The organism is Nocardioides sp., from assembly GCF_044226305.1.
GTDB lineage: Bacteria > Actinomycetota > Actinomycetes > Propionibacteriales > Nocardioidaceae > Nocardioides.
Window position 1 is genome coordinate 75653 of the sequence record NZ_JBGAHF010000001.1, and the last position, 14937, is coordinate 90589.

16 protein-coding genes and 2 pseudogenes are annotated in these 14937 nt (G+C 74.1%); 8 read left to right on the forward strand and 10 right to left on the reverse strand.

Annotated elements, in window-relative coordinates; translation table 11 throughout:
- Positions 1 to 191 precede the first annotated feature (191 nt).
- Genes ACILQ5_RS00405 through ACILQ5_RS00420 form a run of 4 tightly spaced genes read left to right on the forward strand, consistent with a single transcriptional unit; the run spans position 192 to position 2979 of the window.
- The gene (locus ACILQ5_RS00405) at positions 192 to 608 is read left to right on the forward strand and encodes a DUF6069 family protein (RefSeq protein WP_395655983.1); all 417 of its coding nucleotides are present in this window, start codon (positions 192 to 194) and stop codon (positions 606 to 608) included.
- A gap of 5 nt (positions 609 to 613) precedes the next feature.
- On the forward strand, positions 614 to 1723 hold the full coding sequence (locus tag ACILQ5_RS00410; RefSeq protein WP_395655984.1) for a sensor histidine kinase: 1110 nt from the start codon (positions 614 to 616) through the stop codon (positions 1721 to 1723).
- A complete protein-coding gene (locus ACILQ5_RS00415) occupies positions 1720 to 2328 on the forward strand; it encodes a response regulator (RefSeq protein WP_395655985.1) in 609 nt (202 codons plus the stop codon). The genes ACILQ5_RS00410 and ACILQ5_RS00415 overlap by 4 nt, the downstream gene beginning before the upstream one ends.
- 57 nt (positions 2329 to 2385) lie before the next feature.
- A complete protein-coding gene (locus ACILQ5_RS00420; protein WP_395655986.1) occupies positions 2386 to 2979 on the forward strand; it encodes a TOPRIM nucleotidyl transferase/hydrolase domain-containing protein in 594 nt (197 codons plus the stop codon).
- On the opposite strand, the gene ACILQ5_RS00425 is transcribed toward ACILQ5_RS00420, so the two are convergent.
- Genes ACILQ5_RS00425 through ACILQ5_RS00435 form a run of 3 tightly spaced genes read right to left on the reverse strand, consistent with a single transcriptional unit; the run spans position 2976 to position 6160 of the window.
- A complete protein-coding gene (locus ACILQ5_RS00425; protein WP_395655987.1) occupies positions 2976 to 3935 on the reverse strand; it encodes a lysostaphin resistance A-like protein in 960 nt (319 codons plus the stop codon). The two genes, ACILQ5_RS00420 and ACILQ5_RS00425, sit on opposite strands and share 4 nt — an antisense overlap.
- 36 nt (positions 3936 to 3971) lie before the next feature.
- The gene (locus ACILQ5_RS00430; RefSeq protein ID WP_395655988.1) at positions 3972 to 5369 is read right to left on the reverse strand and encodes a sensor histidine kinase; all 1398 of its coding nucleotides are present in this window, start codon (positions 5367 to 5369) and stop codon (positions 3972 to 3974) included.
- Positions 5366 to 6160 (reverse strand): response regulator transcription factor, encoded by a 795-nt coding sequence (locus ACILQ5_RS00435; protein ID WP_395655989.1) that lies wholly within the window; start codon positions 6158 to 6160, stop codon positions 5366 to 5368. Before ACILQ5_RS00435 ends, ACILQ5_RS00430 begins: the two co-directional genes overlap by 4 nt.
- A gap of 151 nt (positions 6161 to 6311) precedes the next feature.
- Here ACILQ5_RS00435 and ACILQ5_RS00440 point away from each other — a divergent pair, with 151 nt between their 5' ends.
- The gene (locus ACILQ5_RS00440) at positions 6312 to 6632 is read left to right on the forward strand and encodes a PepSY domain-containing protein (RefSeq protein ID WP_395655990.1); all 321 of its coding nucleotides are present in this window, start codon (positions 6312 to 6314) and stop codon (positions 6630 to 6632) included.
- Here the strand turns inward: ACILQ5_RS00440 and ACILQ5_RS00445 are convergent.
- Complete coding sequence (locus ACILQ5_RS00445; protein ID WP_395655991.1) at positions 6618 to 7736, reverse strand: alpha/beta hydrolase family protein; 1119 nt, start codon at positions 7734 to 7736, stop codon at positions 6618 to 6620. The genes ACILQ5_RS00440 and ACILQ5_RS00445 overlap by 15 nt on opposite strands.
- Before the next feature lie 103 nt (positions 7737 to 7839).
- A complete protein-coding gene (locus ACILQ5_RS00450; RefSeq protein ID WP_395655992.1) occupies positions 7840 to 8769 on the reverse strand; it encodes an aminoglycoside phosphotransferase family protein in 930 nt (309 codons plus the stop codon).
- Between the two features lie 220 nt (positions 8770 to 8989).
- On the opposite strand from ACILQ5_RS00450, the gene ACILQ5_RS00455 reads away from it, so the two are divergent.
- Positions 8990 to 9277, forward strand: a complete 288-nt coding sequence (locus ACILQ5_RS00455) for a hypothetical protein (RefSeq protein WP_395655993.1) — start codon at positions 8990 to 8992, stop codon at positions 9275 to 9277.
- A gap of 64 nt (positions 9278 to 9341) precedes the next feature.
- Here the strand turns inward: ACILQ5_RS00455 and ACILQ5_RS00460 are convergent, their stop codons facing one another.
- The 3 genes and pseudogenes from ACILQ5_RS00460 to ACILQ5_RS00470 all read right to left on the reverse strand — a co-directional run.
- Complete coding sequence (locus ACILQ5_RS00460; protein ID WP_395655994.1) at positions 9342 to 9764, reverse strand: GNAT family N-acetyltransferase; 423 nt, start codon at positions 9762 to 9764, stop codon at positions 9342 to 9344.
- Between the two features lie 49 nt (positions 9765 to 9813).
- A complete protein-coding gene (locus ACILQ5_RS00465) occupies positions 9814 to 10362 on the reverse strand; it encodes a hypothetical protein (RefSeq protein ID WP_395655995.1) in 549 nt (182 codons plus the stop codon).
- Between the two features lie 106 nt (positions 10363 to 10468).
- Positions 10469 to 10984, reverse strand: a pseudogene (locus ACILQ5_RS00470) (Rieske 2Fe-2S domain-containing protein); the annotation flags it as partial.
- Positions 10985 to 11206: 222 nt separating this feature from the next.
- Between ACILQ5_RS00470 and ACILQ5_RS00475 the strand changes: the two are divergent.
- A pseudogene (locus tag ACILQ5_RS00475) lies at positions 11207 to 11623 on the forward strand (FAD-dependent oxidoreductase); the annotation flags it as partial.
- 251 nt (positions 11624 to 11874) lie between these two features.
- Complete coding sequence (locus ACILQ5_RS00480; protein ID WP_395655996.1) at positions 11875 to 12585, forward strand: flavin monoamine oxidase family protein; 711 nt, start codon at positions 11875 to 11877, stop codon at positions 12583 to 12585.
- Between the two features lie 9 nt (positions 12586 to 12594).
- Here ACILQ5_RS00480 and rocD read toward each other — a convergent pair whose 3' ends face one another.
- Positions 12595 to 13818 (reverse strand): ornithine--oxo-acid transaminase, encoded by a 1224-nt coding sequence (gene rocD, locus ACILQ5_RS00485; RefSeq protein ID WP_395655997.1) that lies wholly within the window; start codon positions 13816 to 13818, stop codon positions 12595 to 12597.
- Positions 13819 to 13852: 34 nt separating this feature from the next.
- Positions 13853 to 14884, reverse strand: a complete 1032-nt coding sequence (locus tag ACILQ5_RS00490) for a cytochrome c oxidase assembly protein (protein WP_395655998.1) — start codon at positions 14882 to 14884, stop codon at positions 13853 to 13855.
- Between the last annotated feature and the right edge of the window lie 53 nt (positions 14885 to 14937).

The following is a 14937-nucleotide window of genomic DNA, read 5'->3' on the forward strand; positions in this document are numbered from 1 at the left end:
ACCAGCTCAGGACCGCCGTCCCCCGGGCAGCGGATCCGTCCGGAGGCCCGCGTGGACGTCCTCGGCTCGCGGCGGACGGGGCACCGACATTTGTCGTGGTCCACCGTCCACATCCGGCCCTGCCCGGCGGCGCTCACCACTCCTAGCGTCGTCCACGTCGTCTCGGGCGAGACGGGAAGCGGAGGAGAGGCATGACGGACCTGACGGACCGGGTGGAGCTGGTGGACGGCCCGCGGAGGACCTGGCGGGACGACCTGCCCGTGGCGGCGGTCGCTGCCGGATCGGCCGCCCTGGTGTGGGTCGCAGGCCGGGCCGCGGGGGTCGCGATCGAGGTGCAGGAGGGCGCCGGCACGCGGTCGGTCGGGGTGGTGTCGGTCGTCGTCACGGCGGTCGTCGTCACCCTGACCGCCGGGGCACTGCTGCGCGTCATGAGCCGGCGCCGCCAACGGCGCCGGTGGTGGACGGTGGTCGCGCTCGGCGTGCTGGCGTTGTCGATGCTCGGGCCGTTGTCGGCGGTCTCCGCCACGGCCGGGCTGGTGCTCGCGACGATGCACGCGGTCGTCGCCGGGGTCGTCGTGATCGGGCTGCGCCGGCGAGCGCTAGCGTGAACGCCGTGCGGGATCGTCTCGGGTGCGCGTGGCGGCGCAACGCGTCGGCCCTGGTCTGGATGCCGCTGCTGCTGCTCGGGCCGGTCCTGGACCTGCACGGGAGCCCCGGCGAGGTCGTGTTCCAGGTCGTCATCATCCTGGTGATCGCCTGCACGACGGTCGTCGCGGCCGTCACCGGCGGACCGCCGTGGCGGGCCGCGGCGCCGTACGTCGCCCTGTCGACGCTGGTGGCCGCGACCGTCGCCGGGTCGATGCACGGGAGCAGCCAGTGGCTGCCGACCTGGATCCTGCTCGCCAACACGCTGCCGGCGGTGTTGCGCGGGCGGTCCCTCGTCGCCGCCGTCCCGGTCGTCACCCTGATGTCGATGGGTGCTGCGGCGGTCGTCGACCCGTTCCGCTGGAGCCGGGTCTGGTCCGAGGGGTTCGTGGTCCTGCTGGCCGGCTGCGCGAGCGCGGCGTTCATCGCCCTCATCGACACCGTCGCGGAGCTGCGCCGGACCCGGGCCGAGCTCGCCCGGGTCGCGGTCGCGGAGGAGCGGGAGCGGTTCTCGCGCGACCTGCACGACCTGCTCGGCCACACGCTGTCGGTGATCGTCGTCAAGGCGCAGGCGGTGCGCCGGCTGGCCGGGCAGGACCCGGAGGCGGTGGCCGGCCACGCCGCCGACATCGAGCAGATCGGGCGGCAGGCCCTGGACGACGTACGCCGGGCCGTCGACGCGATGCGCGCGCCGACCCTCGACGACGAGCTGGACAACGCGCGCCGCTCCCTGGCCGCGGCCGGGATCGCGACCACGGTGACCGCGGACGGCGCCGTGGAGCGGGCCGCGGACGGACCGGCCGGCGAGGTGCTGGCCTGGGTGGTGCGCGAGGCGGCGACCAACGTCCTCCGGCACTCCGGCGCCTCGGCGTGCCGCATCGAGCTCGACGAGCGCGAGGGGCGGCTGGCGCTCGTGGTGGCCGACGACGGGGTCGGCGCACCGCGGGCGCCGTCGACCCGGTTCGGCGGGCTCGACGGGCTGCGCGACCGCGTCACCGCCGCGGGCGGCGAGCTGCAGGTGGAGCCGTCGTCCGAGGGGTTCCGTCTGACGGCCGTGCTGCCGGAGGTCCCGGCGTGACGATCCGGGTGCTGCTGGCCGAGGACCAGGTGATGATGCGCGGTGCGCTGGCCGTGCTCCTCGACCTCGAGGACGACCTCGAGGTCGTCGCCCAGGTCGGCAGCGGCACCGAGATCGTCCCGGCGGCGCTCGCCAGCTCGCCCGACGTCGCGCTGCTCGACATCGAGCTGCCCGGGCGCTCCGGCCTCGACGCGGCGGCCGACCTCGCCCAGCAGCTGCCCGGGTGCCGGGTCGTGATGGTGACGACCTTCGGGCGACCGGGCTACCTCCAGCGCGCGATGGCCGCCGGCGCCGTCGGGTTCCTCGTCAAGGACGGCCCGATCGAGGGCCTCGCCGACGCCATCCGGCAGGTCGTGGCCGGCGGGACCGTCGTCGACCCGCAGCTGGCCGGGCAGGCCCTGCGCGCCGTCGTCAGCCCGCTCACCCTGCGCGAGCGCGACGTGCTGGCCGCGGCCGAGGACGGGTCCACCGTGGCCGACATCGCCTCCCGGCTGCACCTCTCGGCGAGCACGGTCCGCAACTACCTCTCCGACGCGATCGGCAAGACCGGCACCCGCAACAAGACCGAGGCGGCGCTGCTCGCCCGGCGCAACGGCTGGCTGTAGCGCTCGGACCCGGGGAAGTCGGTTGACGACCGTCGGCGACGAGCGACCAATGGAGGGGTGAGACCACCACCGGACGGGACGCGGCGGACGGTCGTGCTCGTCGAGGGCGACAGCGACCGGACGGCACTCCAGGCGCTGGCCCGGCGCCAGGGGCTCGACCTCGTCGCCGCAGACGTCGAGGTGGTGCCGATGGGCGGGATCACCAACATCCGCGCGTTCGCCTCGCACCTCGGGCCCCGCGGGCTGGGTCTGCGGCTCGCCGGGCTGTACGACGCCCCGGACGTCGCCCGCGTCTGCCGTGGGCTCGCGGCCGCCGGGCTCCCCCAGGCGCTGGACCCCGACGCGCTGCCGGGCCTGGGGTTCTTCGCGTGCCACGCCGACCTGGAGGACGAGCTGATCCGCGCCCACGGCACCGACGGGGTCGAGCGGGTCATCGAGGCTGCCGGCGAGACCCGCTCGCTGCGCCTGCTCGCCGGCATGCCCGCCCAGCGCGGGTGGACGCGCGTGGCGCTCCTGCGACGCTTCCTCGGCTCGCGGTCGGGCCGGAAGGCGCGGTACGCCGGCCTCCTGGTCGAGGCACTCGAGCCCGGGCGGGTACCGCCGCCGTTGGGAGCGCTGCTCGCCTCCGTCGGGTGCGGTGCAGCCGACTAGGTCCCCGCGCCGGCGTCCGCTGGTGCAGCCTCGGCCGGCGCCGCCGCACCCCCGCGGGTGCGCCGCAGCGCGACCCATGCGACGGCGACGGCGAGCACGAGCAGGACGGTGCCGACGAGGCTGGCCTCGATGCCGAAGTCGCCACCGGAGAGCAGGTCGCGCGACCCGGAGGTCGGACCGAACGTGAAGAGCGAGGTCGGCTCCGGGTTCCCGCTGACCGGCACGCCGTAGACGTTGCCCTGGAAGAAGTTCCAGCCGGCGTGGAAGCCGCAGATCAGCCACAGCGAGCCCTGCTGCAGGACGACGAGGCAGGCGAAGACGGCGTACAGCAGGATGTTGAGCGTGCCGACCACCTTGGCACCCGGGTGGATGGCCGCGAAGATCACCGACGTGCCGAGCACCGCCACCCAGCCCGGGAGCTGGCGCAGCCCCATCGGCAGCATGTAGCCGCGGAAGACCATCTCCTCGGTCGAGCTCTGCAGCACGAACACCACGAGCAGCGGGACGAGCATGAGGAGGGCGCCCGTCCCGCTCAGGTGGTGCTCCGAGCGCCCGGTCGCCAGGTCCCCGAGGGCGACCGGGACGAGCACGCCCACCGTCATCAGGGCTGCACCGAGGAGCAGCCCGAGCAGGAGCCGGCCGACCGGCTTCGAGCCGCGGAACCCGAAGGTCGAGAACCCACGACGCTCCTTGACCCGGATCCACAGGTAGAGGAGCAGCGCGATCGTGCCGAACATGAAGAGCTCGAGGAACTGCGCCCTCGGCTGGTCCTTGGCCGGGTGCCCGAGGACGAGCGCGCCGATCCAGTCACCGAGCACGAGCCCGACCAGGACGAACAGGAGGGCCACCAGCCAGGCGAGCCACCACCGGGTCGGCCGCTCGGCCTCGTCGGCCATCGCCACCATCGGGTTGTCACGCAGCTGCACGGGACGCTCGCTCTCTGTCGGACCGGACACGCCCGGTCTCGCGAGGCTAGGGGCGGAGACGTCGCGTCACGTAGGGACCAAGGACCCGATCTCCCCGGGCCCCACGGCCGCAGCCACCGGCAGCCGCAGGCGCAGGGTGGCGCCGTCGTCCGCGGCGACCAGGTCGAGCCGCCCGCGGTTGCGCTCGGCCAGGCCCCGGGCGATCGCCAGCCCCAGTCCGCTGCCGCCGTCGCGGGAGCGGGCCGACTCCGCACGGTAGAACCGGTCGAAGATCCGGTCCCGGTGCTCGATCGGCACCCCGGGTCCGTCGTCGGCGACCAGCAGCTGCGCCCAGGACCGGTCCCCACCTCGTGCCTCGGCGAGCTCCACCGTGAGGGACACCCGGGTCCGCGCGTGGGCGACCGCGTTGTCCAGCAGGTTGCGCACGATCCGCCGTACGTCGTCGGGGTTGGCGCACGCAGGTGCGGCGGACACGCCGGCGGTGTCGACGACGACGGCCGCGCCGGTGCGGGCGCGCGCCGCCTCCTCGATCACCAGGGTGTCGAGGTCGAGGAGCGCGGGCTCGGAGGTGGTCCGCGCATCCAGCGCCGCGAGGACCAGGAGGTCGCCGACGAGGCGCTCCATCTCGTCGTTCGCGCCGAGCACCTCGCGCCGGAGCCGTTCGACGTCGACGGCCTCCGGCCGCGCCAGCGCGAGCTCGAGGGCGATCCGCTGGCCGGCCAGTGGGCTCTGCAGGTCGTGGGAGACGTCGGCGACGAGCTCCCGCTGGCGCTGCGCCGCAGCGTCGAGCCGGTCCAGCATCGCGTTCATCGTCGCGGCGAGACGGCCCACCTCGTCCTCGACGCCGTCGCCGGCGACCCGGGCGTGCAGGTTGTCCTCCGTGATGTCGTCGACCTCGGCACGGATCCGGTCGAGGCGCCCGAGCGTGCGTCCCAGGAGCAGCCAGATGACGACGCCGAGCAGCACGACGACCGCGGGCACGCCGATCCACAGTGCGTGCCGCAGCGCGGCCGACGCCTCCGACACCGACTCCAGGCTGTCGCCGACGTAGACCGTCACGGGTCCGTCCGGGCTCGGGCCGGACGCGAACCAGAAGCGGTAGGTCTCGGTCTCGCCGTCGTCGGGCGCCTCGAAGGTGCCGGTCGCTGCGCGTGGCCCGGCGTCGAGGTCGGCGACGGGCGGCTCGCCGACGATGTTCGGCGAGGCGGCCACGACGTCCCCGTCGGCGGTGACGACCTGGGCGACGCCGTTGTCGTCGACGTTCCGCAGCACGCCCGGCAGCTCGCCGGCCTGCGCGAGCGCCAGCAGGTCGTCGACCCGCGACCGGGACAGCCGGTCGGAGGCGTGGGTCAGCTGGTCCTCGAGCGTCGTGACGAGGAGGACCGAACCGAGCGTCAGCAGCAGCCCGAAGACGAGGGTGCCGAGCAGCGTCGCCCGGACGCGCAGGCTGAGCCGGGTCCTCACGGGTCCTCGCCCGCTCGGTCGCCGCCCACCCGCTCGCTGTCCGGCCGGTCGCTGTCCGGCCGGTCGCTGTCCGGCCGGTCGCTGTCCGGCCGGTCGCTGTCCGGCCGGTCGCTGTCCGGCCGGTCGTCGACGACCCGGTACCCGACCAACCGGACCGTCTGGAGCGACGCGCGCCCGAACGGCTCGTCGACGCGCTGCCGGAGCTGGCGCACGTAGACCTCGACGATGTTCGGGTGGCCGTCGAAGGCGAAGTCCCAGACGTGCTTGAGGATCGTGGCCTTCGAGAGCACCTCGTCGGGGTGCCGCATCAGGAGCTCGAGGAGCGAGAACTGGCGGGGCGTCAGGTCGACGGCCATGTCGCCCCGCCACACCCGGTGGGTCGCCGGGTCGAGGCGCAGGTCCCCGACCTCGAGGACCGCCGGACGCTCGCGCCCTCCGCGACGCAGCAGCGCGCGCAGCCGGGCGGTCAGCACCATGAACGAGAACGGCTTGGCCAGGAAGTCGTCGGCGCCGGCGTCCAGCGCGCGTGCCTCCTGCTCCGGCCCGCTGCGGGCGGTGAGCATGAGGATGGGGGTCCAGTCCCCGCTCTCGCGGCGACGGGCGCACAGCACGTCGCCGTCGAGACCGGGCAGCATCACGTCGACCACCATCGCGTCGTACGTGTTCTCGGTGGCGAACCACTCGCCGTCCGTGCCGGTCAGCGCGACGTCGACCGCGTAGCCCTCCGCGTCGAGCCCCCGGCGCAGCGCGGCCGCGAGCTGCTTGTCGTCCTCGACCACCAGGATCCGCACCCCACCACGATCGCAGCCCGACGCTGAACGCGCGCTGAACCTCCGCTGACTCCGCTGCCGGCCCTCCCGGCTTCAGGCTGGCTTCAGCGCGCGCGTCGCAGGCTGGACCGGGTACGGATCGGACCGCAGACCGGCAGAGGAGAGGAAGACGATGCGCGCACGAGCAGCAGCGATCGCGGCAGGAGCAGGAGTCGCACTCGCCGTCGCCGCCGGCGGGGTCGCCGTCGCGACGAACGGCGACGACGGGCCGGCCAGCCACCGGTACACCCAGGAGCAGGCCGACGCCGCGACCAGGGCCGCGCTCGAGGCCACCGGCGGTGGGACCGCCAACAGCGTGGAGACCGACGGCGAGGACGGCGCGACGTACGAGGTCGAGGTGACGAAGCCCGACGGGACCACCGTCGACGTGCGCCTGGACGAGCAGTACCGCGTCGTCGTCATCGAGGGCGACAGCGACTCAGGCGGCAGCTGACGCGCCTCGCACCGGCAGGACCTCGGTCACCAGGTCGGCCGTCTCCCGCAGCGGCTCCGGCCCCGCCCGGTCGCCGAGACCGAGGTACGCGCGCAGGGGCCAGGCCCAGTAGAGGACGCCGTCGTCGCTGAACGCCAGGTGGCCGATGCCGTCGACCGTGGCGGACCGTACCTGCCCGGCACTCGCCGAACGGTACCGACGGGCCGCCTCCACGTCGGCACGGTCGGCAGCGCCGTCGGGCGTGCACTCGCCGGTGACGCAGGAGCCGTCGTGGCCGACCAGCAGGGACGGCACGGCGAGACCGGTGCTGCCGACCTCGCCGTAGATCGTCCCGTCGAGATCGACCGCCGCGGCGCACCGCGGGTCCTCGTGGCACGCCTCGAGCGAGGCCGTCCCGCCGAAGGAGTGGCCGACGTAGGACACGTCCGCGGGGTCCACGTGGCCGCCCAGGATGCGGGACCGGTCGAGCCGGCCGGCCGTCGCGGACGCGAATCGGGCGTCCGCGACCCAGGTCGGCAGCAGGCGGGCGGCGACCGCCTCGTCGTGCTCGGTGTGCCCACCGGCGAAGTCCGACGGGTTGCCGTCGTCGGTCGGCCCGACCGCGTCGCCGCCGATCACCGTGAGGTTGGCGCTGCCCGTCGGCGTGACACCGACGACGACGTACCCCCGGCTGGCGAGGTCCTCCGCGAGGGCGGCGTACTGCGGCGCTGCGAAGCCCAGGCCGGGTGAGAGCACGACCACCGGGAAGCGCCCCGGCGCGGGTGTCGCCGCCTCGAGCGCCGGGTCGCGGACCCGGTCCATCGCGGTCTCCCCGACCGGCAGGCCGATGCCGAGGCCGGACCACGCGCCGGGCGCATAGGTCGCGGGCGTCCCGGTGCCGGCGACCGCGGGGTACCACGTCCACACCGCGAGCTCCCGGTCGCGCACCTCGTCCGTCCCGGTGTCCTCGACCCGACCGACGGCGAACCGGCCGCCCGGCGCCGGGAGCGTCACGACCCGGTGGCTGCGCCAGGCCACGAGGGCGACGTACGACGTCGCCACGACGAGGCAGAGCACGACGGCCAGGACGACGACCGTCAGCACACGCCGGAGCCGTCGTCCCACGTCCGCCACCTCCCCGTCGTCGAGCTGCCAGGATCGCGCACGGTCGGCCGACCAGGGAACGGAGCTCTACCAGGCGCGGGGCAGCCGACGGACTCGGTGCGGGTCAGCGCAGCCGGACGCCGACCTCGGCTGCGACGGCCTCGACCATGGCGGTGAGGCGCCGGGTCCTGGCGGGCATCGAGTGGCGGTAGTCCGCGACGGTCAGCAGTCCCGGCCCGACGAACGCCCACGCCCGGGCCCGGGCCCAGGTCCCCTCGTCGGCCCCGGAGGCGTCGCGCAGCAGGTCGCGGGCCCGGGCGTCGAGGAGGCTCCAGGCGTAGAGCAGGTCGACGGACCGGTCGCCGACTCCCAGACCACCGAAGTCGATGACCCCGGCCAGCCGTCCGTCCGGGTGGGCGAGGACGTTCTCCGCGGACAGGTCGGTGTGCACCCAGCAGGGTGGGTGCGTGGCCGGGGGGACGCTGCGCACGCGCCGCCAGGCCTCGCGGACGCGGGCCGGGTCGAAGAGGTCGGCCAGGTCGGTCGCCGCCTCGTCCGCCCACGCGTCGATCTGGTCGGTGACCGGCTCGCCGCACCGGTACCCCCAGTGCTCGGCACCACCAGGGGCCCCGGCGGTGTCGACGGCATGGAGGCTCTGCACGAAGGCGCCCAGGGACGTCGCGAACCGTGCCTGCTGCGCCTCGTCGAGAACCGGGGGCGGCGGTTCGCCGGGCAGCCAGGACACGACCGCCCAGGGGCGAGGGAACGCCTCGCCTGCCTCACCGGTGGCGATCACCTCGGGGACGGGAGTCGCGACGTGCGGTGCGACGTGGGGCAGCCAACGGATCTCCTTGAGCAGGTCGGTCACATACCCGTCGGTCCGGGGCAGCCGCACGGCCAGGGCGTCGCCGAGCCGGAAGACCCAGTTGCTGCTGCCGGATGCCGGGCTCACCCGGACGGGGAGGCCGGCGAGGTGCGGGGCCTGCTGGCGGAGCAGGCGGGTGACGACCTGAGGGTCCGGGACCACGTCGGTCGACTCGGGGTGCGGGCTCACCGGGCCCATGGTCGTCGACGGAGGCCGCGGCGCCCACCGGGTTTCCGCGCCGGACAGCCTCGAGCCAGGACGTCATGCGTTCCGGCTGTTCGAGCGACCGACGTGCATGACGCCCCGCGGGACGTCATGCACCCCGGTCGTCCTGGCCGCCACGTCGCATGACGCCCGGGGTCCCACGCTGATCGACCGCCGTGGCGCCGAGCGAGCCTAGGCTCCTGCCATGGCTGACGAGGTGAGCTGGTGGGACATCCGCCCGGCGCAGGGCACGCAGCCGAAGACCTACACCTGTCCCTTGTGCCGGCAGCGGCTGTTCGCGATGAACCCCAACACGTTGTTGTCGCCGGAGGGTGATCGCGACCGACGTCGGCACGCGCACACGGCGTGCGTCGCGGAGCAGCGCGCGGCAGGCAGGCTCCTGACGCGGTCGGAATGGGAGCGCAGCCTCCGGCCGCCGGACGGGGTCGCACCTCCGTGGTGGAGACGACTCACCCGGCGCGGCCACACCTGATGAACGCGTCGACGCTCATCGCGTGCCCGCCGGTCGCCATCCGGTGCTGCGCCGCGGCGCAGCGTCACAGCTCCTTGCGCAGGTGCACGTCGTCCCGCCCGGGCGTCGGGACCGACGCCCACCGGAAGATCTCCTGGTAGCCCAGACGCTCGTAGAAGGCGGGTGCCTGGAAGGTGAACGACGTGACGAAGACGTGGGTGCAGCCCCGCTGACGGGCCTCGTCCTCGAAGGCGGTGAGGAGCGCCGAGCCGACCCCGGTGCCGCGCCGGTCCTCGCGCACCCATGTCATCGCGATTCCGGCCGCCGATCCCCAGGTCCAGCCGGAGGCGCCGGCGACGAGGTCGCCGCCCTCCTCGATCCGGACGGTCAGCTCCTGGGCCGGGGCGACGTCCGGCGTGGCCGCGGCGTTGTGCTCGTCGAGCTCGTCGCTCAGTCTCTGGTCGAGAGCTGCGTCCGCGCCCCCGATGGTCGTCGTCCGTGCCTCCACGCGACCCATCCTGCCCACGGCGAGCGACCACGGACGGGGCGGGGCCCGGTCAGGCCGGGGTGGCGGAACCCTCCTGCTCCTCGGTGGCCCGGCGCGCCAGGTTCTCCGCGACCTCGCGCTCCCAGTTCACCCGGGAGTACGACGTGTCGACCTCGTACTCGAAGCGGTCGGTCATCTCCGGGGTGATGTCCGCGACGTCGACGTAGAACTGCTCGTACCAGCGCCGCAGCTGGTAGACGGGCCCGTCCTCCTCGCACAGCAGCGGGTTCTGGATCGGCGTCTTGTTGCGCCAGATCCAGACGTCCTGCATGAACCCCTCGGCGAACATCGTCGTGAACTTCTGCGCGACGGCGAAGGAGGTCGCGTCGTCGAGCCCCTCGATCTTCTTGACCATCAGCCCGAACTGCAGCCGGAAGTCGTTCCGGGTCACCGGGTAGTGGCAGTTGACCAGGATGACCTCGATGTCGAGGCCGCGATAGCTCGTGGTCAGCGGGTTGATCATGTACGACGGCCCGTAGTACGCCGCCTCGGAGCGCAGCACGCTCTGCTCGGACGGGGCGGCCGTCCGCGTCATGTCCGGCCGGCTCTGCGAGTTCATGTACTGCGCGGCGACGTGGCCCTCGAAGACGTTGCGGAAGTAGGTCCCCGCCGTGGATGTAGAAGAAGTGCGCCATGTCGACGACGTTGTCGATGATCTCGCGACAGTGGGAGCCGGGGATGTCGATGACCTCCCACGTCATCGCGCTCCATTCCCCGTCGTCCATCTCGGGGAGCTCGGGGATCATCTGCTCCTCGATCGGCGGGTTGAGCTCGGTGTCGTGCCACACGAAGAGCTGGTGGTTGCGCTCCATCGCGTGCCAGGTGCGGGTCTGTGCACGCAGCGGGATCCGCTTGGCGTAGGGGATCTGCTGGCAGCGGCCGTCCCCGCCCCACCGCCAGTCGTGGAACGGGCAGGCGACCTCGTCGCCCTTGATGCTTCCCTGGCCGAGGTCGCCGCCGAGGTGGCGGCAGTAGCCGTCGATGACCTGGAGCCGGCCCTCCCGGTCGGCCCAGGCCACGAGCTTGGTCCCGAACGCCTCGACCGTGTGCGGCTTTCCGTCGCGGAACGTGTCAGCCATGCCGAGGCAGTGCCAACCGCGGGCGAACCGGGTCGGCGGCGTCCCGGGGTCGATCAGGCGCGAGCTCCGCCTCGGTGCCGGTGGCTGCTGCGTGGTGCTCATCAGGCGCTCCTTGCTCGAGACCGTGCCGCGCTCGGTCAGCCGGAGGTCTGTCCGCGGGCCGGGACGGCGGCGGACGCACCCTCCTCGGAGCAGGCGGGCGGGTGGGCCTGCGCCGAGGCTAGAACGTGTTCTCGTCCAGGTCCGAGGGCGGGAGGTCCGGTGTCGGGCGGCCAAAGGTCCCGGGACCGCCGGGCCCTCTGGCCGGTCGCCGCCGACCCCGCGATGCTGGACGGCGTGAGTCCCGTGACGTCCCGACGCGCCCTGCTGCGGGCCGGCCCGGCCGCCGCCGTGGTCGCGGCCGGCGCCGGCACGGCATCCGCCGCGCGCGCCCGCCGGGTCGTCGTGGTGGGGGCCGGCATGGCCGGGCTGGCCGCGGCCTCCTGGCTGCATCAGGCCGGCCACCAGGTGACCGTGCTCGAGGCCCGCGGCCGCACCGGCGGGCGCACCCACACCTCCACCGCGCTCGGCGTCCCGCTCGACCTCGGGGCGAGCTGGATCCACGGCTCGCGCGGCAACCCGTTCACCCCGATCGCCCGGCAGCACGGCTTCGCGACCGTGGCCACCGACTACGACGACGAGCTCATCGTCGGCGCCGACGGTCGGCCGATCACCCGCCGCCGCGAGACGCGGGTGTACGACGACCTCGCCCGCCTCTACCGGGCGATCGCCCACGCCCAGCGCCGTCGCCCCTCCGACGAGCCGCTGTCCCGGTTCGTCGACCGGTTCCTGGCGCAGCAGGGCTGGGGCGCGGCCCGCGCGCACGACCTGCGCTTCGCGGTCAACACCGAGATCGAGCACGAGTGGGCCGGCAGCCCCGCCGATCTGTCGCTGTGGTGGTTCGACGCCGACTCCGCGTTCCCCGGCCGGACCTGCTGCTCCGCGGCGGCTACGTGCAGATCGTCGACCTGCTCGCGGCCGGGCTCGACATCCGCCTGCGCGAGGTCGTGCGGGAGATCCGCCAGTCCGCGCAGGGCGTGCGGGTCCGGACCACCCGTTCGACGTACGACGCGGACGCCGCGGTCGTGACGCTCCCGCTCGGTGTCCTCCAGAAGGGCGACGTCCGCTTCACCCCCGCGCTCCCGGCCCGCAAGCAGCGAGCCGTCGACCGGATGGGCATGGGCCTGCTCGACAAGTGCTACCTACGCTTCCCTCGCGCCTTCTGGGGCGAGCGGTACCAGCTGTTCGGCCACATCGGCGCCCGGACCGGCCGGTGGCCGGAGTGGTACGACGTGCGGCGCGTCGTCGGGGAACCGGTGCTGCTCGGGTTCTCGGCGACCGACTTCGCCACGCACCTCGAGCGGCTCAGCGACCGCGAGGTGGTCGCCGACGCGATGTCGGTGCTGCGCACCGTCTTCGGCCGGTCGGTTCCGGACCCGACAGGGGTGATCGTCACCCGCTGGGGTCGGGACCGCTGGTCCTACGGGTCCCACTCCCACCTGCCGCCCGGCTCGTCACCCGCCGACCACGACGCGCTGGCGGCACCCGTCGGCCGGCGGCTGGCGTTCGCCGGCGAGGCCACGCACCGACGCTTCCCCGCGACCGCGCACGGCGCCTACCTGTCCGGGCTGCGGGCGGCTCGCGAGGTGGCCGGCTGGGGCTGAGCCCCGGCGTCAGGACCCCGCAGCGGCCGCGAGGCTCGCGACGGCGTCGCGGACCTGGGCGAGCCCCCACTCCAGGTCCGCGCGGTCGATCGTGAGCGGCGGCGAGATCCGGATGGTCGACCCGTGGGTGTCCTTGACGAGCACGCCGCGCCCGAGCAGCTCCTCGCACAGGTCCCGCCCGGTGCCGAGCGCCGGGTCGAGGTCGAGGCCGGCCCAGAGGCCGCGCACGCGCAGCCCCACCGCGCCGTGCCCGACCAGCGGCGCCAGCCCCTCGCGCAGCGGCGCCTCGAGCTCGCGCGCCCGCCGCTGCGGGTCGCCGGTCTCCAGCAGGCGGATCACGGCGCGGCCCACCGCCACAGCGAGCGGGTTGCCGCCGAAGGTGCTCCCGTGGCTCCCGGGGTCGAGGACCCCGAGCACGTCGTCGTCGGCGGCGACCGCCGACAGCGGCAGGATGCCACCGCCCAGGGCCTTCCCGAGGACGTAGACGTCCGGGACGACGCCCTCGAGGTCGCAGGCGAACGTCGCGCCCGTCCGCCCGAGGCCGGACTGCACCTCGTCGGCGACCATGAGGACCCGGCGCTGGGTGCAGATCCGGCGCACGTCGGCCAGGTAGCCGTCGGGCGGCAGGACCACGCCCGCCTCGCCCTGCACGGGCTCGACCAGGACGGCGACCGTGGTCTCGTCGATCGCGGCCTCCAGGGCAACCGCGTCGCCGTACTCCACGGCGCGGAAGCCGGGGGTGTACGGCCCGTAGTGCGTCCGGGCGACGGGGTCGCCGGAGAAGCTGATGATGCTGATCGTCCGGCCGTGGAAGTTGCCCCCCATGACGACCACCGTGGCCTGCTCGTCGAGCACGCCCTTGACCTCGTAGCCCCACCGGCGGGCCACCTTGAGCGCGGTCTCGACGGCCTCGGCGCCGGAGTTCATCGGGAGCACCATGCCCTTGCCGGTGAGGGCGGCGAGCTCGGCGCAGAACGGGCCGAGCAGGTCGTGGTGGAACGCGCGGCTGGTGAGCGTCAGCCGGTCCAGCTGCTCGTGCGCCGCCCGCACCAGCTCGGGATGGCGGTGCCCGAAGTTGAGCGCGGAGTAGGCCGCCAGGAAGTCGAGGTACCGGGTGCCCTCGTCGTCCCACACCCAGGCGCCCTCTCCGTGGGACACCATGACCGGGAGCGGGTGGTAGTTGTGCGCGCCGTGGACGTTCTCGAGGTCGACGGGCGAGGCGGTGACGGACATCGCGCTCACGGTAGCGCCCGGAGCGTGCCGGCGCTCAGCGTTCCTGGTCCGGGCCCTGGTCCGGACCCGGGTCCGACCGGTCCAGGCGGCGGAGCATCGCGTTGTAGGCGTCCAGGGCCGCGTCGTCGTCGTCGATCGTCCGGCCGGTCGACCGCGCCCCGGCATCGCCCCCGCTGCGACCGACCTGCTCGTCGAAGTTCTGGGTGCGCACGGACTCCAGCCAGGTGCCCAGGAACTGGTCGCGGCCGTGCCCGCTGAGCAGCGCGACGACCACGCCGACGGCCAGCACCATCATCAGCCCGTCACCGCCCACCCACATCAGCGAGCCCGCGGTGTCGAGGTCGTCCATCGGTGCGGCGGCCCACGACGGCCGCATCATCATGTACTCGGGGAACGGCACGGTGGTCGCCTGCATCAGGGCGAGCCCGACGAGCGTGTCCGGGATCATCGCCGCGACCAGGATGACGATCCGGAACAGGTACGGCGTGTGCCAGCGGATCGGCTCGTCCCCGATGGTGCCGACCAGCAGCATCCAGCCGGAGACGACGTACGCGACCTGCTCGGCCGGCATCAGCCAGGGGTGCACCATCATCCGGTCCATGAACGGCGTCAGGTGGGTGTAGAAGATCACCGACGAGTACACGAGCAGGCCGACCAGCGGGTGCGTGAGCAGGGCGACCGGGCCGTGCTGCACGACCCGGTCGAACCCGGGCTGCCAGCGCTCGCCGCCGGCCGCGCGCAGCACGGTCAGTGGCGAGCCGAGCACGAGCAGCGCCGGCACGACGGTGATCAGGCTCAGGTGCTCGACCATGTGCACCCAGAACAGCGCCATCGCGTAGCCGTCGATCGCCGAGCTCAGGCACCAGGCGAGCAGGAGCAGCCCCAGCAGGAACGACACCACCCGGACCGGGTGCACGGGCATCCCGCCCCGCCGACGGGCGCGCCCGAGGGCGACGAGGTAGCCGGTGCCGGCGGCCACGCAGAACAGCAGCCACCCGAGGTTCAGCTGCCAGGTGTGGAAGAAGGCGTCCCAGGTGAGCGGCGGGAGGCCGGGCGTCATGTCCATGCCCTCACCTCCCCGTCCCCACCCTGCCCTCGCACTCTAGGACGCCCGGGTCC

Excerpts from the sequence above, each read along its gene's own strand:
- rocD (WP_395655997.1), bottom strand. The coding sequence starts at position 13,818 with ATGTCCGTCACCGCCTCGCCCGTCGACCTCGAGAACGTCCACGGCGCG.
- ACILQ5_RS00440 (WP_395655990.1), top strand. The coding sequence starts at position 6,312 with ATGCGCGCACGAGCAGCAGCGATCGCGGCAGGAGCAGGAGTCGCACTC.
- ACILQ5_RS00465 (WP_395655995.1), bottom strand. The coding sequence starts at position 10,362 with ATGAACTCGCAGAGCCGGCCGGACATGACGCGGACGGCCGCCCCGTCC.
- ACILQ5_RS00490 (WP_395655998.1), bottom strand. The coding sequence starts at position 14,884 with ATGGACATGACGCCCGGCCTCCCGCCGCTCACCTGGGACGCCTTCTTC.
- ACILQ5_RS00405 (WP_395655983.1), top strand. The coding sequence starts at position 192 with ATGACGGACCTGACGGACCGGGTGGAGCTGGTGGACGGCCCGCGGAGG.
- ACILQ5_RS00455 (WP_395655993.1), top strand. The coding sequence starts at position 8,990 with ATGGCTGACGAGGTGAGCTGGTGGGACATCCGCCCGGCGCAGGGCACG.